Source organism: Massilia agilis, assembly GCF_024756255.1.
Taxonomy (GTDB): domain Bacteria; phylum Pseudomonadota; class Gammaproteobacteria; order Burkholderiales; family Burkholderiaceae_D; genus Telluria; species Telluria agilis.
Genome location: NZ_JANUHB010000001.1, coordinates 135,693 through 157,323, shown reverse-complemented (window position 1 = coordinate 157,323; position 21,631 = coordinate 135,693). Strand labels below are relative to the sequence as shown.

Below are 21,631 nucleotides of genomic sequence, written 5' to 3'. Positions count from 1 at the left end.
TCATCGTCGCGTGCCACGTTCACACTCCCAGTTGTTGGCGTTGCTGGCGCAGGTGCTCGGGCATGTCCTTGTACACGTCCTCGAACATCGTTGCGGCGCTCGGCACGCGGCCGTCGATCAGGGTGCCGTGCTGCTCGGCCTCTTTTTGGGCGGCGAGCACTTCGGCTTCCAGTTCGGCCTGTACCTTGTCATGTTCCTCGTCGCTCCACCAGCCCTTGTTGGTCAGGTGTTTGCGCAGGCGGGCGATCGGGTCGCCCAGCGGGAACCACGACCAGTCGTCCGCGGGGCGGTAGCGCGACGGGTCGTCGGAAGTGGAATGGGGGCCGGCGCGATAGGTGACCCACTCGATCAGGGCCGGACCATGGCCGCCGCGGGTGCGCTCGGCAGCCCAGCACGAGGCCGCGTACACGGCCAGGAAGTCGTTCCCGTCCACGCGCAGCGAGGCGATGCCGGTGCCCACACCGCGGGTGGCAAAGGTGACGCTCTCGCCCCCAGCGATGTGCTGGAAGGTGGAGATGGCCCACTGGTTGTTCACCACGTTCAGGATCACCGGCGCGTTGTACACGTGGGCGAAGGTGAGGGCGGTGTAGAAGTCCGATTCGGCGGTGGCGCCGTCGCCGATCCAGGCCGATGCGATTTTTGTGTCGCCCTTGATGGCCGAGGCCATGGCCCAGCCGACCGCTTGCGGGTACTGGGTGGCCAGGTTGCCCGAAATGGTGAAGAAGCCCTTTTCGCGTACCGAGTACATCACCGGCAGCTGGCGGCCCTTCATGGGGTCTGCCTCGTTGGACAGCAGCTGGCAGATCATGTCTTTCATCGGGTACTCGCGCGCCATCAGCAGGCTTTGCTGGCGGTAGGTCGGGAAGTTCATGTCGCCGTCCTTGAGCGCAAGCGAATGGGCGGTGCCGATCGCTTCCTCGCCAAGGGAGGTCATGTAGAACGACAGCTTCTTCTGGCGCTGGGCGATGACCATGCGCGCATCGAAAATGCGCGTCTTCATCATCGTGCGCAGGCCGAAGCGCAGCGTTTCACGGTCGAGGTCCGGGGCCCAGGGTCCGACGGCATTGCCGTCGTCGTCGAGCACGCGGATCATGGTGGAGGCAAGGTCGCCCGTTTCGGATGGCAGTACGTCGATGGGTGGACGACGCACCGATCCCGCGGGGCTGACCTGCAGGTATGAAAAATCAGTCTTGCAGCCGGGCCGGCCGGATGGCTCCGGTACATGCAGCGACAGAGGCTTACTCTGGCTCATAAATACGCTTCTCCCTTGTGAGGTGACTTGCGGCAAGCGCGATGATAAAGCGTCCAGCAGCGCACGAGTGGCGATATCGCAGATATTTTCATGTTGCTATGCAGCATGCATCCAGGGCGTGCGCGGCCTGATCGCGGTAAAGTTGCTGCATGAACGAGCCGATTTGCCCGCTGTGCGGGCGTGCCCTGGGGACGGAGAACATCGACCGGCACCACCTGGTGCCGAAGACCTACAAGGGAAAAGAGCAGTTCCCGGTGCACAAGATCTGCCACCGGAAAATCCATTCGGTGTTCACCGAGAAGGAGCTGCGCGACCGCTTCCACAGCTGGGAAGCGTTGCGCGCGCATGAGGATATCCGTACGTTTATCGAGTGGGTGGCGAAGAAGCCGCCGGGGTACTACGCGCGTACGGAAACGTCGAAGCGGAAGGCGCGGTAATGCCAGCAGGCGTTGGACGTTGGTTTCGTAGGGTGGGCGGGTTTCCCGCCCACGCGTTCAACTGACGTCCGCGCTGACGCGTTCCGGTGCGGTGTCCACGCTGCGCTGGCGCAGCCAGTAGCCAACGCCCAGCACCGCCAGCCAGGCCGGGATCAGGATGACGGACACGCGCAGCTCGGGCGTGATCCACATGATCACCAGCATCGCGGCCAGGAAGCCCAGGCACAGGTAGTTGGTGAGCGGCGCAGCCGGGCTGGGGAAGCCGGTGGCCGCGCCAGCCGCGCGCTTGGCGGCCCGAAAACGCAGGTGGATCCAGCTGATCATGCCCCAGTTGATGACCAGTGCGGACACGGTCAGCCCCATCAGCATGCCGAACGCTTCGCCCGGCATGAAGTAGTTCAGGCACACGCAAATGCCGGTGACCAGTGCGGACACGCCCAGCGCCAGCACCGGCACCCCGCGCCCGTTCACGCGGAGCAGCGCGCGCGGCGCATTGCCCTGCGCGGCCAGGCCATACAGCATGCGGCTGTTCGAATACACGCCGCTGTTGTACACGGACATGGCCGCGGTCAGCACCACGATGTTGAGCAGGTTGGCAACCATGTCGCTGTTGAGCGCATGGAAGATCAGCACGAAGGGGCTGCCGCCGGCCGCGACCTTCTGCCATGGGTACAGCGACAGCAGCACGCCCAGCGCGCCGATGTAGAAGATCAGGATGCGGTAGATGGCCTGGTTGGTCGCGCGCGGGATCGAGTGCGACGGGTCGTCGGCCTCGGCGGCGGTGATGCCGATCAGCTCCAGCCCGCCAAAGGAGAACATCAGCATCGGGATCGCCATCACCAGCCCGCCCACGCCGCCCGGGAAGAAGCCATCGCGCCACAGGTTCGTTACGCTGGCTTGCGGACCGGCGCCGCCGGACAGCAGCAGCCACAGGCCGAACACGATCATGCCCACCACCGCCACCACCTTGATGAGGGCGAACCAGAACTCCATTTCGCCGAACGCTTTTACGTTGAACAGGCTGATGGCGTTGATGACGGCGAAAAACGCCAGCGCCGAGACCCAGGTCGGGATGCCCGGCCACCAGTACTGCACGTAGATGCCGACCGCCGACAGCTCGGCCATGCTGACCAGGACGTACAGCACCCAGTAGTTCCAGCCGGTGACGAAGCCGGCCAGATGGCCGCAGTATTTGTTGGCGAAGTAGCTGAACGACCCGGCCACCGGCTCGTCCACCACCATTTCGCCGAGCTGGCGCATGATGAGGAAGGCGATCATGCCGCCGATCGCGTAACCGAGCAGCACCGAGGGGCCGGTCATCTTGATCGTTTGCGCCACGCCCAGGAACAGGCCGGTGCCGATCGCGCCGCCGAGGGCGATGAGCTGGATATGGCGGCTCTTGAGCCCGCGTTTGAGTCCTTCTTTTGGTTCTGACATATTCACCCTCGGCAATAGCTGAAGGTTCGGATTCTAAAGCACGCGCGGGCCGAGCGGGTAGCGAAAGCGGCCGCCCCCCCGCTGGAAGGGGCGCGGCCGCCATGCGTGATGCTTAGCGCTGCAGGATCGAGGCCACGTTGCCGTAGCCGGGCGTGGTGAAGTTCTGGGCAATGGTGGCGGTGTACCCGGCGGTGCCGGCGCTGGTCTGGGTGATGGTGGCCAGGTTGTCGTGGCCGCCCTGGCGGATGGTCGCCGTGTTGGTCTGGTCGGCCGAGAAGCCGTCACCCACCGAGGTGATGCGGCCGGTGTTGTGGTTGCCGTGCTGGATGATGGTCGCATCGACGAAGCTGCCCGTCACGTCGATGGTGGCGACGTTGTTGTTGCCGGCCTGGTCGATCGTGGCCGAGTTGGAAGAGCCTTGCTCGGTGATCCGTCCCACGTTGCCCACGCCGTCCTGCTTGACCGTCGCCTGGCTCGAGTTGGCTGGCAGGTCGATGGTGGCAAAGTTTGACGAGCCGTTCTGGTGAATCGTCGCGCGCGGGTCGATGTTGTTCGGTTCGTTGATCGTGGCGACGTTGTCGTTGCCGGTCTGGCGCACCTCGGCGGTGGCGCCGATGGTGTTGTTCTGGTTGACGGAGGTGATATTGCGCAGGCCATCCTGCTCGATGTTGATGTGGAGTTCGTGTATCCCGCTCTGGTCCACGTCGGCCACGTTGTCCGACCCGCGCTGCACGATCGTCGTATGCGAGCCGTCGGTGTCCTGCTTGACCCGGGCGATCTGGTTGTTGCCGTATTGGGTGACGGCCGCGTGCGCTTCGTAGCCGGTCTGCTCCACGGCTGCATAGTTGTTGGTGCCGATTCCCTGCAGGATGTCGGCGGTGCTCTCGAACGAGACGACAAACCGGCCCTGCGTGATCTTGGCAGTGCTCAGGCTGCCCTGTTGGGTGATGGACGAATTGTCCGAAGCGATGGCCGGCAGGGCGTTCAGGGCCAGGACGGTGCATGCAAGTGCGGCGAATGGCTGCTTCATGGTCGGTCTCCAGTGGTGAAAGTGATGAAGGATCAGCTCTTGCGCGCACCGCGGTCCGCCGGCGCGCCTTCCTCGTTCAAATAGGTTTCGATCAGCGGGTTGGACCAGTCTTTCTCGTCCTTGAGCTGCCAGCGCCCGTCCTTCAGCCCCTGCACGACCAGGTGCACGACCGCCGCCTCGATCGCCTCGCGCACGCACAGCTGGGCCGGCTCGTTGCGGGTGGTGCCGGCCTCGAACTGGGCCAGGTCCTTGAAGTTGACGAACTTGAAGACGCTCGGGTGCAGCTCGTACGAATAGATGGTCTTGGTGGTCGAAACGGAGTTCAGCACCTCGCCGGTGCGCACGTCCACGCTGCGCAGGGTGACGGTCACCTGGTCCACGCGGTACTGCGAGGAGGCCCCAATGCCAAGAAAATTGGCGCCAACGCCGCCGGTGCGCACGTTGGTCTCGTAGGCCGTGATGCCGCCCTCGACCAGGATGGCCGCGGGCACCAGCTGCGGCATCGCGACCGGCGCCGGCGCGGCGTTCGCTTCCTTGGGCGACTCGAGCGCGCGCGCGATCTTGCGCTCGGTGAGCAGGTCCTGCAGGTTCTCGCGTTCCACCGGGGTGAACCAGCCGGACGCCTGCAAGGCGCCGAGCAGCAGCGAAGCCGCGCCTTGCGTGACGGCGGTGGAGAACGAGCTGTCGGGGGCCGCCTTGTACTGGCCGGTCTGGTCGCGGAAGCCGTACACGGCCACGCTGATCTTGCCGCGCGGCGGCGGCAGGCGGGCCAGGTCGCGGGTGACGGTGGTGGCCGGGGTCAGGCGCGCGCCAGCCTTGGCCGCGGACGGGGCGTGGGCGCAGCCGGTCAGCGTGACGCACACCAATGCGCCGGAGAGCGCGGCGAAAAGCCTGATGGCGGGGCGAGCGGATTTCATTGTCCACCTATCTGGAAGGTCGTCGAGGCGCCGGTGGTCTTGTCGGTGGTGGTGATGGTCAGCACGCCGCCGCCGGAATCGACGATGGTGATGCGAAAGTTGCCCGTGTCCACCGTGCCCGGCTGAAGCTTGCCGTTCTGCCCGATCACCCCCGACATTGCCGCCGCCGACAGCTGGCCGAGGATCGAACGTTCCAGCATGTCGGTGAACTGTTCGAGCGGCGATTTGTCGAGCAGCGAATTGCGCGCGGCGAGCGGGTCCTTGTGTTTGTTGGTGGCCTGCGCGCCGGCGAGCAGTCCAGGGCCGTTGAGCGGGCTGCCGCCGAATGCGGGGTTGACGGGCGTGTACACCAGCTCGGTTGCGCCGGCCGGGAGGACGGCCGCGCAAGCGCTGAGCACGGCTGCGAGGTACAAGTGTCTGGCCATGTGAACTCCTTGTTGCTGCTAGATTTCGTCGGGCGCGAGGTCGCCGTCGGCTGGCAACAGAGGCTGGACCTGGCTGGCGAGCGCCGCTTCGTAGGCCGCGTCCACCGCCTGCGCGGCCAGCGGGCGCACCTGCGCGCGGGTGGGCGGCAGGAAGGCGCGAAACAGCAGACGGCCGGCGTGCTCGACTTCGATGGTGGTGCCGCGCGCCGCGGAGGGACGCTCGCGCACGAGGACGGCATAGCCGGCCACGCCCGGCTTGTCCGCCCACATCGCGGCAAAGGCTGCGTGGAACTCCTGCCCGGCGACCGTGACCGTCTGGTTGACGAGGATGCCTTCGACAGGATCTTGCGCAGCGACATAGCCTGCAGTGGCCACGCTGGCGAAGAGCAAGGCCACGGCGGCAATTGTGTTGACCGCGACACGCCACATTTGCCGTCCCCGGTATTAGCGCTGCACGATGCGGGCGTAGTTGCCGCCACCCGGGAGGAGGTTGTTCTGCGCAATCGTGGCAGTCAGGCCATTGCCAAGCTGATCGATTTTGGCCCAATTGTTGCGCCCGCCTTGTACGATGGTGGCGAAGTTGCCGTCACCGGCCGACGTGATGAAGGCCTTGTTGCCGGTGCCGGTCTGCGAGATTTGTGCGGCGCTGGTGGTGCCGGTCAGGTCGATCTCGGCGACGTTGTTGCTGCCGGTTTGGTCGACGATGCCGGACAGCCGCGAGCCGCCGTGCACGTTGATTGCCATCGAGTTGTCGTTACCCACCTGCCTGCCGCCCGCCTGGTTTTCGTCGCCCGAGAGATCGATGTCGGCCACGTTGCCGGTGCCATTCTGGAAGACCGTGGAGCCGAGTATCGTTCCGCTCGGCTCGTTGATGCTGGCCTTGTTGTTGGTCCCCAGCTGTGTGACATCGGCGAAAGCGTCGGGCACACCCTGGGCGATCGTGACGGAGTTGCCCGTGCCTTCTTGTCGGACCTTGGCGGTGCCGCCGATGACTTTCTGCGCCACGTCCGCGGAGTTTCCGGCCCCGCGCTGAAAAATGGTGGCGCTGCCGCCAGCATTGTTCTGCACGATGCGCGCAGCCTGGTTGTCGCCGGCCTGGTCAATCGAGGCGTCGGCTTTTTCTCCGGCCTGCTCGATGATGGCCAGGCTGCCTGAGCCCCGCCCTTGCGTGATCTGGGCGTTGGCGCCTACGGGAAGGTTGTCCTGCTTGATTGTTGCGGTGCTGTTGCTGCCTTGCTGATCGATGGACGCGGTTTGCTGGCCGAGCGCCGGCAGCGCCAGCAGCGCCGCGGTGGCGAGAGCGAGTACTTGAAGTGGACGTTTCATGGTGGTGCTCCTTGCAGGAGGGTAATTGTTTCGCGATCGCATTTTTCCCTGAATAATCAATGGCATACGGTTGTCGCCTTGTCTAGTATTGGCGAGGCCAACGCAACGCCGCTTGGCGCAGCTTAAGAACGGCTGAGTTGACCATATGACGTAGCGCAACAACGCGGGGTGCCATATCGTCTACACGTTTTGATTTATCTCAACTGGCACTTGGGCGCCTCGGAAACAATGCCGGGATACCCGTTCGGCGTGCCAGCCCAGGCCGCCGTCGTTCACCAAGGAGACTGCCGTGCGCCCGACATCCCGTGCCGCCTTAGCCCTCATGACCTTCGCTGTCGCCGCCAGCATGCATCCAGCGCGGGCCGACGAGACCTGCAATTCCCCCTACCTGTCCAACCTGATCAAGGGGCAGGAGGACTACCTGTACGTGTGGACGCTGGGCGTGCCCGGGATGGGTGACGGGTCGGACAAGCTGGTGACGGTGGACGTGAACCCGCGCTCGAAGCAGTTCGGCAAGGTGATCGCCCAGCTGCCCGTCGGCGGGCGCGGCGAGGCGCACCATGCAGGCTTCACCGACGACCGCCGCTTCCTGTGGGCGGGTGGGCTGGACGACAGCAAGATCCACGTCTTCGACATCCACACCGACCCGGCCAAACCAAAACTGGTGAAGACCATCACCGACCTGCCCGCCAGGAGCGGCTACGTTGGCCCGCACACGTTCTACGCGCTGCCGGGGCGGATGCTGGTCGGGGCGTTGTCGAACACCAAGGACCACGGCGGCGTCACCGGAATGGCGTTGTACAACAACAAGGGCGAATACATCACCAAGTATCCGCTGCCCACCAGCATGGGCGGCGACGGCTATGGCTATGACATTGCGATCAACCCGGCGAAGAACGCGATGCTCACCTCCAGCTTTACCGGCCACACCAACTACATGATGGACTTGGGCACGCTCATCAAGAACAAGACCGCGATGGGCAACTTCGGCAACACGATGGTGTTGTGGAACCTGAAGGCGATGAAGCCCGAAAAGGTGTTCAAGGTGCCGGGCGCGCCGCTGGAAATCCGCTGGTCGCAGCATGAAGGCGACGGCTGGGCGGTGACCGCGACCGCGCTCACGTCCAAGCTGTGGCTGGTGAAGAAGGACGCACAGGGCCAGTGGCAGGCCAGGGAAGTGGCCACCATCGGCGACCCCGCCAAGACGCCGCTGCCGGTGGACCTGTCGCTGTCGGCCGACGGCAAGGGGCTGTGGGTGAACACCTTCATGGACGGGACCACGCACCACTTCGACCTGTCGAACCCCGAGGCGCCGAAGGAGGACTATGCCAAGCACACCGGCTCGCAGGTGAACATGCTGTCGCAAAGCTGGGACGGCAAGCGCCTGTACGTGAGCAGCTCGCTATTGGCCAACTGGGACAAGAAGGGCGCGGACAACGAGCAGTTCGTCAAGTTGTATGCGTGGGATGGCAAGGAGCTCAAGGAAGTGTTCCAGCTCGACTTCGCCAAACTCGGGCTGGGCCGGCCGCACCACATGAAGTTCGGCGCCGCCGCGTCGCAGCGGGTGGCCGCGGCGCGGGAGTAGGTGATGGCCGGGCGCAGGCTGGGCCGCGCGGTGCTGGCCGGGCGCGCCGCCCTCGCGCTCGGGCTGCTGCGCGCGGCCACGGAAAGCTGCGCACCGGCGCAGGCGGCCACGCCTGGCCTGGCGCTGATGCTGCCGCCGCCCGGCAGCTACCGGCTCGAACGCATCATGCGCGCGCCGGAGGGCGTGGTGCTGGACAGCGACGGCGCGGTGCGCCGGCTTTCCGAGTTCACCACCGGGAAGGTGACACTGTTCTCGTTCATCTACACCTACTGCACCGACGCGCGCGGCTGCCCGTTGGCCTACGCGACGATGCACAGCGTGAAGCAGGCGCTGCTTGCCGACCCGGTCCTGGCAGGGCAGGTGCGATTCGTGAGCATGAGCTTTGACCCGGAGTACGACACACCGGCCGCGATGCGCAGCTATGGCGGCGAGGATGCGCGCGACCGGCGCCCCTTGCGCTGGTACTTCCTGACGGCGCGTTCGGGGCGCGAACTGGCGCCGATGCTCGACGGGTTCGGGCAGGATGTGCGGCTGGCCATGCAGCCGCCGGGGCAGCGCGCGCCGGTCTTCAGCCACGTGCTGAAGGTGTACCTGCTGGACCGGCGCGGTTACGTGCGCGAGATCTATTCGACCTCGTTCCTCCATCCCGACGTGCTGGTGAACGATATCCGCACGCTGGCGATGGAGCGCTAGCGGCGGCGCGCCACCATGCCGATCAGGGCCGACGGGCCGATGTGGCGCGAGCCTTCGCTCAGCTGCGCCTCATACTCGCGCAGCTCGACCATCTCCAGGTCCGCAAACGCTTCGCGCAGCAGCGCGGGCGTGTACAGGTGCTCGAGGATGCCGGGCCCGCCGGTGTTGTAGTCCAGCTGCTTGGGCGTGTACCCCTGCAGGACGAGGTAGCCGCCGGGCTTGAGCGCGCGCGCCATGTTGGCGAACAGCCGCTCGCGCATTGCCGGATCGGCGAACTGGATGAAAATCGCGACCACGTAGTCGTAGGCCTGCGGCTCCCAGTTCCAGCCGTCGCAATCGGACACCTGGTAATTGACCGCTACGCCGCCCTGGCGCGCCAGCTCGCGCGCCTTGTCCACACCGACGGGCGAGATGTCGAATGCGTCCACGGCCAGGCCCTGCCGGGCGAGCCAGACGCTGTTGCGGCCTTCGCCGTCGGCCACGGCCAGCGCGCGCTTGCCCGGCTCGAACAGGGCGCGCTGGCTGGCGAGGAAGGCGTTCGGTTCGGTGCCGAACACATAGCCCGGCTGGCTGAAGCGCTGGTCCCAGGTGGCCGCCGGCTCCGGAAATTGTCGGTCATGCGCCATGGGACAGCCCCAGGTTGCGGTTGGCAGGCACGGCCACGTCGATCAGCTTGGGCCGCGGCAGGTTGAGCGCGGCCATCAGCTGCGCGAATTCGTCGCGGCTGCGGTTGGCCAGGCGCGCGTTGTGGCGCTTCTCCCAGCCGATCGTGGAGACCGACTGGCCCTTGTAGTCGTGGCCCGGCCACATGCGCGTGTCCTCCGGCAGCGCGAACAGCTTGTTCGTCACGCTGTCGTACAGGGCGTCGGCGCTGCCGCTCTGGAAGTCGGTGCGCCCGCAGCCGTCGATGAGGAGGGTATCGCCGGTGAATACGTTGCCGCGCCAGACGTAGCTCATGCTGCCGGCAGTGTGGCCCGGCGTGTGCAGCACCGAGATCGTCTCGCCCGCGCCAAAGCGGATCACGTCGCCGTCGTTCAGCTGCACTTCGGCCGGCGGAATGCCGCAGCCGCTCGGCACGCAAGCCTTGGCGCCGGTCAGCTCGCGCAGCTTGCCGGCCGAGGTCACGTGGTCGGCGTGGGCGTGGGTCTCGAGCACATAAGCGAGCGTCAGGCCGAGGCGCCGGATATGCGCCAGGTCGCGCTCGAGGTTGTGATCGACCGGGTCGATGATCACCGCCTCGCGGCTGTCCGGGCCGCACAGGATGTAGGTGAAGGTCGATGACTCGGCATCGAACAGCTGGATCGGGTTGATGTTCATGGTCTCTCCTCAGTCCTGATTCTAATCTGCTTTTACCAGACGGCCTTGGCGATCATGCCCAGCGCCACCGCGCCCGAGATCGCGCCAAAGCCCGCCTGCAGGTGCGGCCCGGCCAGCCGCGCGGCCACGGCGCGCCCGCCCAGCATGCCGGCCAGCGCGCCGCCCGAAAAGGGCAGGGCGACCGCCCAGTCCAGCTGGCCGGCGATGGCGCTTGCGACGACGCCGGTGGCCGACACCAGCGCGATCACGGCCAGCGAGGTTGCCACCGTCGATTGCATGTCCAGGTCGGTGTAGCGCTGCAGCGCCGGCACCATCACGAAGCCGCCGCCCACGCCAAGCAGGCCCGAGAGCAGGCCCGCCACCACGCCGGACAAGGCAAGCGCGCGGGCGCACGGCGCGGTCCAGATGAAGCGGCCGGTGGCGGCGTTGCGCACGCACGGTCGCGCGGCGTGCGGGTGTTCGGCCGGCTGCTGGCCGCGGCCCAGGCCCTTGGCCAGCGCGCGGTAGCCCACGTACAGCAGCACGATGGCGAACAGCACGCTCAGCCAGCGGTTGTCGATGCGATGCGCCAGCAGCAGGCCCAGGGGCGAAGCCAGCATGCCCGTTCCGGCCACCAGCCCTGCGGCGCGGTAGCGGACGATGCCGGCGCGCAGCCCGAGCAGCGCGCCCAGTGCCGCCGCCATGCCCACTGCCAGCAAGCCGATCGGGGCGGCCTGCACCAGCGCGATGTGCGCCCCGAACACCAGCAGCGGGACGGCCAGGATGCCGCCGCCCGCGCCGGTGAGCGCGAGGATGATGCCGACGACCAGGCCGAGGACGAGGGCGATCATGACCGGGTCGCTGCGCGGCCGGCGCGCGGCAGCCGCTCGAGCACTTCGAACAGCGCCATGCCGGCGATCATCGCGATCACGAAGATCGCAGGTTTCGCGCCCAGCGTGACCGAAGCGAGCGCCGGGCCCGGGCAGTAGCCGGCCAGGCCCCAGCCGGCCCCGAAGGCCAGGCTGCCGAGCACCAGCCTGCGGTCGATGTCGCGGGCGGTGGGCAGGCGCATGGCCGCGCCCAGGATCGAGCGTTCGCGCTTGCCGGCAAAGCGGAAGGCGACCGTGCCGACCGCGATGGCGCCGGCCATGACGAAGGCCAGCGACGGGTCCCAGTTGCCGCCAAGGTCGAGGAAGCCCTGCACCTTGCCGGGGTCGGTCATGCCGCCGACGATGAGGCCAATGCCAAAGACAAGGCCGATGATGAATGCGCTCAGGATCTGCATGGCTGGTTCCTTAAAAAACGTGGCGAATGACGAACACGGTGACAAAGCCCGCCAGCATGAAGGCGGCGGTGGCCACCAGCGAGCGCGGCGACAGGCGCGACAGGCCGCACACGCCGTGGCCGCTGGTGCAGCCGGAGCCGTAGCGCGTGCCCAGGCCGACCAGCAGGCCGGCGGCGATCAGCGTGCCGGTGCCGGCATCGACGCGCGCCTGGGGCAATGCGTGGAACAGCGCATAGGTGGCCGGGGCGAGCACCAGCCCGAGCAGGAAGGCGACGCGCCAGGCCGAGTCGCCGGCCGGGCGCGTGAGCAGGCCGCCCAGGATGCCGCTGATGCCGGCGATGCGGCCGTTGAGCAGCACGAACAGCGCCGCCGCCAGGCCGATCAGCAGGCCGCCGGCGAGCGAGGCCAGCGGGGTAAAGTGCGTCCAGTCGATGTTCATTTGTTGGCTCCTTGGTTGGCGCCGCAATACAGGTCGTAGAGGACCTGCATCACGGCCTGCGCCTCGCGGCTGGTGATGCTGTAATAGATCTGCTTGCCCTCGCGCCGGGTTTGCACGAGTGCTTCGTCGCGCAGCACGCCCAGTTGTTGGGACAGGGTGGGTTGCTGGATGCCGAGGGCTTGTTCGAGGTCGCTCACGCACTGCTCGCCCTGCGTGAGCTGGCACAGCAGGAGGAGCCGGTCGGGATTGGACAAAACCTTGAGCAGGCCGCGCGCCTGTTCAGCCGCGGCGCGCATGGCGTCGATGTCGAGGGTGTCTTTATTCACGGGAATCTCGCACTGATCGGGATGGTTCATGGCACTCAGTATATCGCACGATAATCTATCGTGCAATAGAGTATGTCTGTACGCGACCGCTCGCTCCGTGTTGCAGGTTGGCAACTATACAAGTCCGCCCCTTGTCCATACTAGTTTCCTGCAGGTAATATCTGCGTTCTTTTTACCAAGAGTTCCACGTGAGGGTGCGGGAGGCGCTGTGCCGCCCGGCGTTTCGCTAATGAAAGGTGGTCAATGAAGTTACGTAGCAAGATCGCGCTGGGCATGGGCCTGGTGTTCGCCGTATTCTCGATTGCACTCGGCGTGGCCATCTGGGGCATGCGCAACGCGACCAGCCAGTTCGAACGATTCATCGACCAGGACCAGGTGGTCCTGACGGCGAGTAATGGGCTGTATGCGCAGGGACTGCAAATGGGGCAGGCGCTGCGCAACATCGTCATGGCGCCGGACAACCGCAAGGCGTACCAGAACCTGGAAGACTCGCGCAAGGGCTTCCGGCAGACGCTGGACGAGGCCGGGCGGTTTGCGGCGAACGATGCGGACATGGCGCGCACGCTGGCCAAGCTGGGCGAAATGCACCAGCGCCAGCGCGCTTTGCAGGACGCGCTGGTGGCCATGTCCAAGGACGACCAGCCTGGCGCCATCCAGAAGCTCAATGCCGAGGAAACACCGCTGTGGCGCCAGATGCGCGCCGAGCTGCTGGACCTGATCAAGATGAAAAGCGCGGTGGTGGGCGAGCGCAAGGCCGCGCTGTCGGCGCAGACCAACCGCCTGCTGGCATGGAGCCTGGCGCTGGCTGCCTGCGCCCTGGTGGCCGGAGGCGCGATCGCGTTTTGGCTGGCGCGCGACATCATGCGGCGCCTGGGCGGCGAGCCCGATTACGCGGCTGCTGTCGCGGCAGCGATCGCAGCGGGCGACCTGACGGCGCACATCGAGATCGACGACGAGGATAACCGCACCAGCGTCATGTACGCGATGCGCAAGATGCAGCAGGGACTGGCGCAACTGGTGAGCAGGGTGCGCGAAGGGACCGATGCGATCACCACCGCCTCTGGCGAAATCGCGGCCGGCAACCTCGACCTGTCGGCGCGCACCGAGCAACAGGCCAGCGCGCTGCAGGAGACTGCCGCGTCGATGGAGGAGCTGACCGTCACGGTGCGCCATAACGCCGACTATGTACGCGAGGCCAATGACATGGCTGCGTCCGCATCGGCGGTCGCGCTCAAGGGGGGCGATGCGGTGGCCGAGGTGGTGCAGACCATGGGTTCGATCAATGCCTCGGCCAAGCGCATCGTGGACATCATCGGCGTGATCGATGGGATCGCGTTCCAGACCAATATCCTGGCGCTGAACGCGGCGGTGGAAGCGGCGCGCGCCGGCGAGCAGGGACGCGGCTTTGCCGTGGTGGCGTCGGAAGTGCGGGCGCTCGCACAGCGCAGCGCGGCGGCGGCCAAGGAGATCAAGGAGCTGATCGGCGAATCCGTGCACCAGGTCGAGAACGGCAGCAAGCTGGTGCACACCGCCGGCAGCACGATGGAAGAGGTGGTGGAAAGCGTGAAGCGATTCTCTGCCATCATGCACGAGATCGCGCAGTCCGGGCAGGAACAGAGCTCGGGCATCGCCCAGGTCAGCCATGCGATCACGCAGATGGATTCGGTGACCCAGCAAAACGCCGCACTGGTCGAGGAAGCGGCGGCGGCAGCGCAGGCCATGCAGGAGCAGGCGGAAGCGCTGCTGTCGCTGGTGGGGACGTTCCGGCTGGTGCAGGATGTGCGGGCGCCGGCCTTGACGGGTCGGGCCGGACGGGCGCTGCTGGCGGGGCCGGCGGCGTGACGCGGATTTGACTTGTCCTGGGGGTGTTGCACGCGCCGCGGGCGATGCCGGCCTGAGCTGGACGCGTGGGCAGGAGAACCTGCCCACCCTACGCGGACCCCGCTCAGGAGCGCAGGTAGGCGTAGCCTTCGTGCTGGCGGCGGATCAGTTCACCGACGCCCGAGGGCACGTAGCCGGCTTCGGGCAGCATGTCCTTCGGCTCCAGGTGCATCGCGCGCATGGTGTTCTGGCAGGCCACCAGCTTGATGCCGGCGGCCGCCGACTCGGTGATGCGCGCGGCCACTTCCGATCCGGCCTTGAGCATGCCGATGCCGGGGCCGAGCACCACGATCTCGATCACCGTGTCCTTGCCCAGGTCGGCCGCGGCGTTCCTGGCGTTGTTGAGCGTGAGGTTCCACTTGTGCGGGTCGGCGTCGCTCACCTGGATCACGACTTTGTACGGGCCACCGGCCCGGGCCGGCTCGGCGGCGGCAGCGCCGGCGCACAGCGCAGCGGCGGCCGCTGCGGCGAGGGACTGGGTGACGAGGGTGCGGCGCTCGTTCGAAGGCTTGGTCATCGTTTGTTCTCCAATTGTCGAGTCGCGACAGTCTAGCGCGTTTGCCCGTCCTGCGGCATGTGTGCCGGCCCGGTGCGCCTGACCAGCAGGCGGTCGATACGGTTGCCGTCCATGTCGACCACCTCGAACGCGAAGTCATCCCACCCGAAGTGTTCGCCCGGCCGCGGAATGGTGCCGAGCTGGTAGAGCACGAAGCCGGCCAACGTGTGGTAGTGCGCTTCGTCCTCGCCCGGAAAGGGCGCATCGGTGGCGAACAGGTCGCGGAACCGTTCCAGCGACATGCCGCCGTCGAGCAGCCAGCTGCCGTCCTCGCGCTGCACCGCGTCCGGTTCGGGCATGCCGGTCACCGCCGGCACCTCGCCCACCAGTGCGCCCATCATGTCCGCCAGCGTGACCATGCCCTGGATCTCGCCGTACTCGTCCACGATCAGCGCGAGCTCGGCGCGGTTCTGCTTGAACAGTTCGAACGCGTCCATCACGCTCACCGATTCGGGTACATACAACAGCGGCTTGACGGCCGCGCCGAGGTCGATCGCGCTGAGTGCGCGCGCCCGGATCGCCTGCGAGAACAGGTCGCGCGCGTGCACCACGCCCAGGATCTGCGAGCGCTCGCCCCGGTACACCGGATAGCGGCTGTACGGCGAGGCGGCGATGCGCGCGAGGTTGGTCTCGATGCTGTCGCCAAGGTCGAGCAGGTGCAGGTCCACGCGCGGCGTCATCAAGGCCTTCAGGTTGCGGTCGTCCAGCCTTAGTGCGCGCGAGACGATGTCGTACTCCATTTTTTCCAGCACGCCGGCCTGGCTGCCTTCGCGGATCATGCCCGAGATCTCTTCTTCGGTCGGCGTCTCGTCGCGCGGACGGTGGATGCCCAGCAGGTGCGAAAGGAAGTCGGTGGCGGCGGTCAGCACCTTGACCAGCGGCGCCATCAGTGCCGACAGCGCGCGCAGTGGCGGCGCGGCCAGCGTGGCCAGCTGTTCCGGGTACTGGATCGCGATGCGCTTGGGGACCAGTTCGCCTAACAGGATCGAGGCAAAGGTGATGGCCACCACCACGGTCACCAACGCCGCCTCGTGCGCGTACGGGTCGGCCAGGCCAAGGGCGGCAAAGCGCGGCCCCAGGCGCGCGGCCAGCGAGGCCTCGCCGTAGGCGCCGTTGAAGATGCTGATGAGGGTGATGCCGATCTGGATGGTGGACAGGTAGCGGCTCGGGTTGTCCGCCAGTTCGAGCGCGGCACGGGCGCCGACGCTGCCGTCGCCGGACAGCTTTTCCAGGCGCAGGCGGCGGGCCGAGACCATGGCCAGCTCGGCCATCGCAAGCATGCCGTTCAGCACGATCAGGCCGAGGATGATCAGGACGTCGCTCATGGCCCCGCAAGGTGCCGGGCTTGCCGGGCCGGCGGCCGCTGCGCCGGGATGGCGCGCAGCACATCATCGCACGGGCGGCGTGCCGCCCGGCACACAACTGGCTAGGGCTCCAGGCGGAAATTCTTGCGGATGCCGGCCCAGCAGTCCGCGTAGTCACGCTGCAGCTGCGGCGAGGTCAGCGCGTACTCGGTAGGCTGGATCACGTGGCGCGTCTCGAACATGAAGGCCATCGTGTCGGCCACCTTATGCGGGCGCGTGGTGTCGGCCGCGCTGGCCTTGTCGAAGGTGGCGGCGTCGGGGCCGTGGCCGCTCATGCAGTTGTGCAGGCTCGCGCCGCCGGGCACGAAGCCTTCGGCCTTGGCGTCGTACTCGCCGTGGATCAGGCCCATGAACTCGCTGGCGACATTGCGGTGGAACCAGGGCGGGCGGAAGGTGTCTTCGCCCGCCAGCCAGCGCGGCGGGAAGATCACGAAGTCGATCGTGTCCACGCCCGGCGTGTCGGAAGGCGCCTGCAGCACCAGGAAGATCGACGGGTCCGGGTGGTCGTAGCTGATCGAGCCGATGGTGTTGAAGTGGCGCAGGTCGTACTTGTACGGCGCGTAGTTGCCGTGCCAGGCCACCACGTCGAGCGGCGAGTGCCCGATCGGGGCGCGCCACAGGTTGCCGCAGAACTTGGCCACCAGCTCGAACTCGCCCTCGCGGTCCTCGTAGCGTGCCACCGGCGTGAGGAAGTCGCGCGGGTTGGCCAGTCCGTTGCTGCCAATGACGCCCAGGTCCGGCAGGCGCAGCAGGGCGCCAAAGTTCTCGCAGATGTAGCCGCGCGCCTGGCCATCGGGCAGCGCTACCTGGAAGCGCAGGCCACGCGGGATCACCGCGATCTCGTGCGGCCCGACCTCGACCAGGCCAAGTTCCGTGGCAATCGACAGCCGGCCCAGTTGCGGCACGATCAGCAGTTCGCCGTCGGCGGAGTAAAAGAATCGGTCCGTCATCGGCTTGTTGGCGGCGTACAGGTGGATCGCACAGCCAGACTGGCTTTCCGGCGAGCCGTTGCCGGCCATGGTGACCAGGCCTTCGACGAAGTCGGTGGGCGCGTCCGGCATCGGCAGCGGGGACCAGCGCATCTGGCTGGGCGGCACCGGCACCTGGCCGAAGTGGCTGACCATGCGGCCGTTGGGCATGCGGCTGAACTGGCCGTGCAGCGCGCCGGGGCGGATGCGGTACATCCAGGTGCGGCGGTTGTGCGCGCGTGGGGCGGTGAAGGCGGTGCCGGAGATTTGCTCGGCGTACAGGCCGTAAGCCACGCGCTGCGGCGAGTTGCGGTGCTGCGGCAGGGCGCCGGGCAGGGCTTCGGTGGCAAATTCGTTGCCAAAGCCGGACTGGTAGCCGTCCTGGGGCTGGGTCATGGCGGTCTCCTCCAAATTTGAGTATTTGCGGACACTCTACGGCAAACGGGATTGATTTACGACATGAATGGCAAAATGTACACTATTGATTTGCGAAATATCGTTGGACGCGTGGGCAGGGTGAGGCTGGGCAGTGCCCAGCCGAACGCCCACCCTACGCGATGCGCACGTAGGGTGGGCGGGTTTCCGCCCACGCGTTCAGCCAGCGCCTGACTGACCCGTCTTTATGATCGAGCCAAACAATATCGACCTGAACCTGCTTGCCGTCTTCCAGGAGGTGTACCGCGAGCGCCAGATCTCGGCCGCCGCCAAGCGCCTTGGGCTGACCCAGTCGGCGGTGAGCAATGCGCTGGCGCGCCTGCGCCGCGTGTTCAACGACGAACTGTTCGTGCGCACGGCGCAGGGCATGCAGCCCACGCCATTCGCGGAGCAGGTCGCCGGCCCCGTCGGCGCGGCCATGGCGCAGGTGGCGCTGGCGCTGAACCAGCGCAGCCAGTTCGACCCGGCCACCAGCGAGCGCCGCTTCGTGCTGGCGATGACGGACGTGGGCGAGGTGCACTTCATGCCCGCGCTGATCGAGCGGTGCCGGGCGCTGGCGCCGCGCGTGCAGCTCAGTTCCGTGCGCGCGGGCAGCATCGCGCTCAAGGAGGAGCTCGAGACCGGCCGGGTGGACCTGGCGGTCGGGCCGTTCGACGGCATCTCGGAGGCGCTGTTCCAGCGGCTGCTGTTTCGCCAGCCGTACGTGAGCATGTTCCGCAAGGGGCATGCGCTCGGGCGCGGCAAGGTGACGCTGGCGCGCTTTGTCGCGGCCGAGCACTTGCTGGTGGACGCGACGCACGCGCCTTACGACCGCATCAACCAGTTGCTGGAACAGGCGGGCGTGGGCGGCAATTCGCGCTTTCGCGTGCCGCATTTCACCGCCGTGCCGTACATCGTGAGCACGGGCGAACTGGTGGTCACGGTGCCGCTCAAGCTCGCCGAGCGCGCGGCGGTGCCGTTCGGGCTTACCTGGATCACGCCGCCGCTGGCGTTGCCACAGCTGCAAACCAATCTGTTCTGGCACCGGCGCTTCAACCAGGATCCGGGCAACCAGTGGCTGCGGGCATTGGTGGTGGAGGTGTTTGGCGAATGAGCTGGCCAGCGCCTTGTTCGCCAACCTATACAATAGGCGCCAGTCTCACTATTTGCGTTTCGAAGGACCAGCATGATCGCGGCTTTTGCCATCATCCTCATCTTCCAATGCCTCGGCGAGGGCGTCGCCTTCCTCACCGGGGTGCCGATCCCGGGTCCGGTGATCGGCATGCTGCTGCTGTTTGCGGCGCTGCTGGCGTGGCCGCGCCTGCAGGAGCTGCTTGAACCGACCGCCTCGGAGCTGCTGCGCCACCTGTCCCTGCTGTTCGTGCCTGCGGGCGTCGGCATCGTGGTGGCGGCGGCGAGCGGGCGCGGACAATGGCTCGCCATCGGGGCCGCGCTGGTGGGCAGCACGCTGCTGACCCTGGGCGTGACCGCATTCGTGATGCAGGCCCTGAGCCGAGTAGGCAAGGAGCAGGGCGATGTTTAGCGAGATCACTTCGTTCTGGGTGTACTTGTCGGCCTCGCCGCTGCTGGGCCTGACGCTCACGCTGTGCGCCTACGTGGTCGCCCACGCCATTTTCGTGCGGGCCAGGTTTTCGCCGCTGGCCAACCCGGTCGCCATCGCGGTGGCCCTGATCGCGCTGGTGCTGGCCGGGTCCGGCATGTCCTACCAGCGCTATTTCGCGGGCGCCCAGTTCGTGCACTTCCTGCTGGGACCGGCCACGGTGGCGCTGGCGGTGCCGCTGGCGCGGCTGTTCCCGCGCATGCGCCGCTCGCTGATCCCGATTTCGTGCGCGCTGCTGTCCGGCTGCGTTACCGCTATCGTGTCGTCGGTGGTGATCGCGCGCCTGCTGGGGGCCACCCCGCAGCTGGCGCGCACCCTTGGTCCCAAGTCGGCCACCACGCCGATTGCCATGGCGGTGGCCGAGCGCCTCGGCGGCCTGCCGGCGCTGACGGCGGCGGTCGTAATCGTCACCGGCGTGTTTGGCGCCATCACGGGGCGCTTTCTCTTTAACGCGCTGCGCATCCGGTCGATGGAGGCGCGCGGCTTTGCGCTGGGCGTCGCCGCGCACGGGATCGGGACGGCACGCGCGTTCCAGGTCAATGCCGAGGCTGGTGCCTTTGCCGGCCTGGGCATGGGCCTGAACGGCGCACTGACCGCGCTGCTGGCGCCGTGGCTGGTGCCGCTGGTGCTGCGCTGGATGTAGACGCGCGGAACGGGACGCAGCCCGGCCGCGCGGCCGGGCTATCATCGGCTCGACAGCCATCACAGGGAGGCTGCGATGCCGACTCATCTTTGGCGGCCTGGCGCCGTGCTCGCGCTGGCGGTGGCGGGCCTGGTCCAGGCGCAACCGTTCCAGCCGCAAATCGCCGCGACCGCCGCCGAGCAGGACCGCTACCCGCAAGGCCGGCCGGCTTTCCCGCGCGGCGTGACCGGGCTGCCGGGGCTGGTCTATGCCACCGATCCGGGCTACGCCCCGCTCAGGCTCGACTTGTACCTGCCGCCCGGTTCCCCGGCCACCGCACCGCGGCCGCTGGTGGTGTTCGTGCACGATGGCGGCTGGCACGGCGGATCGCGCCGCACCAACGGGGCGTTTGCCGACTGGCCGCTGGCACTGGCGGCGCTCGCCTCGCGCGGCTACGTGGTCGCGTCGATCGACTACCGGCTGGCGCCGCAGGCGAACTTTCCGGCGCCGGTGCAGGACGTGAAGGATGCGCTGCGCTGGCTGCGCAGCAAGGCGGGAAGCTACGGCATCGACCGCTCCAAGGTGCTGGTGTGGGGCGCGGGGGCGGGTGCCCACCTGGCGGCACTGGCGGCGGTGTCATGCGGTGCCGCAGGGCTGGACCGGCCCGCCAGCGGCGTGCGGCCGAACCCGGCCGTCGGCGCCGCGGCGACGCCGCCGCCACCGTCGGACGAGTCGGCGTGCGCGCGCGCAGCCGTCGCCTGGTACGGCGCCTACGACTTGCTGGCCCTGCGGTCCATGCCGCAGGCAAACAGCTTCCTTGGCTGTGGCACGGCCAATTGCGACCCGCAGCGGCGCCTGGCCAGCCCGGTGAACTACGTGGACGCGAGCGTGCCGCCGTTCCTGATCGTGCACGGGATGGAAGACACGTTCTTCGCGGTGTCGCAGGCGTCCACGCTGGACCGCGTGATCCGCGCGCGCGGCGGCAGCGACGAGCTGATCCTGCTGCCCGGCGTCGGTCATGCCTTCATCGGCAGCAGCGCGGACGCGACGCGCGCGGCGTCCCAGCGCGCGTGGGAACGCACGGTGGACTTCATCGCACGCATGCTGCCCCCGGCCGGGCCGTAAGGGCAGGCGCTCAGGCGTGCTTTTGGCCGAACTTCTTGACCGCGAACAGCGTGCCGGCCACGCCCAGCGCGATGGCTGCGGTGCTGCCGGCAAAGCCGAGCACGGTGTTGGCGGCGATTTTTCCGGCCTTGGGCGTAACCAGCTCGAGCCGCCGGCGCGTCATCTGCGCGCCCAGCTCGGACAGGCGCTCCTGGCCAAGATGCTCCTCGGCCTGCGGCAGCAGCACGGTTTCCTCGTCGGCCACGTGGTGGATCACCAGTCGCATCAGCTCGAACATCAGGCGGTCGTGGTCGGGATCGTCTGCCTCGGTGTTGCGCAGCAGGGCGATGACGTTGCGCATCTGGTCGTGCTCGGACGGGCTCTTGGCGATCACGTGCTCGTCGCTGGTAATGCCGCGCATGACCGGGTAGAAGAGTTCCTCTTCCAGCCGGGCGTGGATGTCCACCGCGTCGCAGATGGTCTCGGCGAGCGCCTTCTTGACCCGTGCCGGCTTGTCCCGGGTGTACTGGTGGAAGGTCACCATCACGTGCGAGTGATCGAAACGGATCATGTCGGTGATGGTCGGGCTAAGCTTGTTCAGAGAAAACATTTTGCATCTCCGTTGAGCGTCGAAGACACCATGCTAGCCCCCG

At 67.3% G+C, this 21,631-nt stretch carries 25 protein-coding genes; 8 read left to right on the top strand and 17 right to left on the bottom strand.

Annotated elements, in window-relative coordinates; all coding sequences use genetic code 11:
- Positions 1-19: 19 nt before the first annotated feature.
- Complete coding sequence (locus NX774_RS00695) at positions 20-1,252, bottom strand: 3-methyl-2-oxobutanoate dehydrogenase (2-methylpropanoyl-transferring) subunit alpha (RefSeq protein ID WP_258820233.1); 1,233 nt, start codon at positions 1,250-1,252, stop codon at positions 20-22.
- A 149-nt stretch (positions 1,253-1,401) separates the two neighbouring features.
- Between NX774_RS00695 and NX774_RS00690 the strand changes: the two genes are divergently transcribed.
- Positions 1,402-1,689: a hypothetical protein gene (locus tag NX774_RS00690; RefSeq protein WP_258820232.1), complete on the top strand. Its 288-nt coding sequence runs from the start codon at positions 1,402-1,404 to the stop codon at positions 1,687-1,689.
- A 57-nt stretch (positions 1,690-1,746) separates the two neighbouring features.
- Here the strand turns inward: NX774_RS00690 and NX774_RS00685 are convergent, their stop codons facing one another.
- The 6 genes from NX774_RS00685 to NX774_RS00660 all read right to left on the bottom strand — a co-directional run bounded on the left by NX774_RS00685 (position 1,747) and on the right by NX774_RS00660 (position 6,824).
- Complete coding sequence (locus NX774_RS00685; RefSeq protein WP_258820231.1) at positions 1,747-3,126, bottom strand: amino acid permease; 1,380 nt, start codon at positions 3,124-3,126, stop codon at positions 1,747-1,749.
- Between the two features lie 112 nt (positions 3,127-3,238).
- Positions 3,239-4,156: a hypothetical protein gene (locus NX774_RS00680; RefSeq protein WP_258820230.1), complete on the bottom strand. Its 918-nt coding sequence runs from the start codon at positions 4,154-4,156 to the stop codon at positions 3,239-3,241.
- 32 nt (positions 4,157-4,188) lie between these two features.
- A complete protein-coding gene (locus NX774_RS00675) occupies positions 4,189-5,073 on the bottom strand; it encodes a CsgG/HfaB family protein (RefSeq protein WP_258820229.1) in 885 nt (294 codons plus the stop codon).
- Positions 5,070-5,498, bottom strand: a complete 429-nt coding sequence (locus NX774_RS00670) for a curli assembly protein CsgF (protein WP_258820228.1) — start codon at positions 5,496-5,498, stop codon at positions 5,070-5,072. The genes NX774_RS00675 and NX774_RS00670 overlap by 4 nt, the downstream gene beginning before the upstream one ends.
- 18 nt (positions 5,499-5,516) lie before the next feature.
- Positions 5,517-5,927 carry a CsgE family curli-type amyloid fiber assembly protein gene (locus tag NX774_RS00665; protein ID WP_258820227.1) on the bottom strand — a complete coding sequence of 137 codons (411 nt, stop codon included), beginning with the start codon at positions 5,925-5,927 and terminating at the stop codon, positions 5,517-5,519.
- A 15-nt stretch (positions 5,928-5,942) separates the two neighbouring features.
- Complete coding sequence (locus NX774_RS00660; protein WP_258820226.1) at positions 5,943-6,824, bottom strand: hypothetical protein; 882 nt, start codon at positions 6,822-6,824, stop codon at positions 5,943-5,945.
- 289 nt (positions 6,825-7,113) lie between these two features.
- Here NX774_RS00660 and mtoX point away from each other — a divergent pair, with 289 nt between their 5' ends.
- Together mtoX and NX774_RS00650 are read left to right on the top strand one after the other, a co-directional pair.
- Entirely contained in the window at positions 7,114-8,409 is a 1,296-nt protein-coding gene (gene mtoX / locus NX774_RS00655; RefSeq protein ID WP_258820225.1) for a methanethiol oxidase, read from the top strand.
- Between the two features lie 3 nt (positions 8,410-8,412).
- Positions 8,413-9,102, top strand: a complete 690-nt coding sequence (locus tag NX774_RS00650) for an SCO family protein (protein ID WP_258820224.1) — start codon at positions 8,413-8,415, stop codon at positions 9,100-9,102.
- Here the strand turns inward: NX774_RS00650 and NX774_RS00645 are convergent.
- Genes NX774_RS00645 through NX774_RS00620 form a run of 6 tightly spaced genes read right to left on the bottom strand, consistent with a single transcriptional unit; the run spans position 9,099 to position 12,418 of the window.
- A complete protein-coding gene (locus NX774_RS00645; protein ID WP_258820223.1) occupies positions 9,099-9,728 on the bottom strand; it encodes a class I SAM-dependent methyltransferase in 630 nt (209 codons plus the stop codon). The genes NX774_RS00650 and NX774_RS00645 overlap by 4 nt on opposite strands.
- A complete protein-coding gene (locus NX774_RS00640) occupies positions 9,718-10,419 on the bottom strand; it encodes an MBL fold metallo-hydrolase (protein ID WP_307731080.1) in 702 nt (233 codons plus the stop codon). Before NX774_RS00640 ends, NX774_RS00645 begins: the two co-directional genes overlap by 11 nt.
- Positions 10,420-10,451: 32 nt before the next feature.
- Positions 10,452-11,249: a sulfite exporter TauE/SafE family protein gene (locus NX774_RS00635; RefSeq protein ID WP_258820222.1), complete on the bottom strand. Its 798-nt coding sequence runs from the start codon at positions 11,247-11,249 to the stop codon at positions 10,452-10,454.
- Complete coding sequence (locus NX774_RS00630; protein ID WP_258820221.1) at positions 11,246-11,683, bottom strand: YeeE/YedE family protein; 438 nt, start codon at positions 11,681-11,683, stop codon at positions 11,246-11,248. Before NX774_RS00630 ends, NX774_RS00635 begins: the two co-directional genes overlap by 4 nt.
- A 10-nt stretch (positions 11,684-11,693) precedes the next feature.
- Positions 11,694-12,122 (bottom strand): YeeE/YedE family protein, encoded by a 429-nt coding sequence (locus NX774_RS00625; RefSeq protein ID WP_258820220.1) that lies wholly within the window; start codon positions 12,120-12,122, stop codon positions 11,694-11,696.
- Positions 12,119-12,418 (bottom strand): ArsR/SmtB family transcription factor, encoded by a 300-nt coding sequence (locus NX774_RS00620; protein WP_307731117.1) that lies wholly within the window; start codon positions 12,416-12,418, stop codon positions 12,119-12,121. The genes NX774_RS00625 and NX774_RS00620 overlap by 4 nt, the downstream gene beginning before the upstream one ends.
- Before the next feature lie 273 nt (positions 12,419-12,691).
- Here NX774_RS00620 and NX774_RS23350 point away from each other — a divergent pair, with 273 nt between their 5' ends.
- Positions 12,692-14,290, top strand: coding sequence for a methyl-accepting chemotaxis protein (locus tag NX774_RS23350; protein ID WP_307731079.1), 1,599 nt, complete (start codon positions 12,692-12,694; stop codon positions 14,288-14,290).
- A 103-nt stretch (positions 14,291-14,393) separates the two neighbouring features.
- On the opposite strand, the gene NX774_RS00610 is transcribed toward NX774_RS23350, so the two are convergent.
- The 3 genes from NX774_RS00610 to hmgA all read right to left on the bottom strand — a co-directional run bounded on the left by NX774_RS00610 (position 14,394) and on the right by hmgA (position 17,613).
- Positions 14,394-14,846: a DsrE family protein gene (locus NX774_RS00610; RefSeq protein WP_258820218.1), complete on the bottom strand. Its 453-nt coding sequence runs from the start codon at positions 14,844-14,846 to the stop codon at positions 14,394-14,396.
- 32 nt (positions 14,847-14,878) lie between these two features.
- Positions 14,879-16,210, bottom strand: a complete 1,332-nt coding sequence (locus NX774_RS00605) for a hemolysin family protein (protein WP_258820217.1) — start codon at positions 16,208-16,210, stop codon at positions 14,879-14,881.
- 101 nt (positions 16,211-16,311) lie between these two features.
- Positions 16,312-17,613, bottom strand: coding sequence for a homogentisate 1,2-dioxygenase (gene hmgA, locus NX774_RS00600; protein ID WP_258820216.1), 1,302 nt, complete (start codon positions 17,611-17,613; stop codon positions 16,312-16,314).
- Between the two features lie 226 nt (positions 17,614-17,839).
- Between hmgA and NX774_RS00595 the strand changes: the two genes are divergently transcribed.
- The 4 genes from NX774_RS00595 to NX774_RS00580 all read left to right on the top strand — a co-directional run bounded on the left by NX774_RS00595 (position 17,840) and on the right by NX774_RS00580 (position 20,999).
- Positions 17,840-18,745, top strand: coding sequence for a LysR family transcriptional regulator (locus tag NX774_RS00595; protein ID WP_258820215.1), 906 nt, complete (start codon positions 17,840-17,842; stop codon positions 18,743-18,745).
- A 72-nt stretch (positions 18,746-18,817) separates the two neighbouring features.
- Positions 18,818-19,174: a CidA/LrgA family protein gene (locus tag NX774_RS00590; protein ID WP_258820214.1), complete on the top strand. Its 357-nt coding sequence runs from the start codon at positions 18,818-18,820 to the stop codon at positions 19,172-19,174.
- Positions 19,167-19,895, top strand: a complete 729-nt coding sequence (locus tag NX774_RS00585) for an LrgB family protein (RefSeq protein ID WP_258820213.1) — start codon at positions 19,167-19,169, stop codon at positions 19,893-19,895. Before NX774_RS00590 ends, NX774_RS00585 begins: the two co-directional genes overlap by 8 nt.
- Positions 19,896-19,970: 75 nt before the next feature.
- Entirely contained in the window at positions 19,971-20,999 is a 1,029-nt protein-coding gene (locus NX774_RS00580; protein ID WP_258820212.1) for an alpha/beta hydrolase, read from the top strand.
- Between the two features lie 10 nt (positions 21,000-21,009).
- Here NX774_RS00580 and NX774_RS00575 read toward each other — a convergent pair whose 3' ends face one another.
- Positions 21,010-21,588, bottom strand: coding sequence for a hemerythrin domain-containing protein (locus tag NX774_RS00575; RefSeq protein WP_258820211.1), 579 nt, complete (start codon positions 21,586-21,588; stop codon positions 21,010-21,012).
- Between the last annotated feature and the right edge of the window lie 43 nt (positions 21,589-21,631).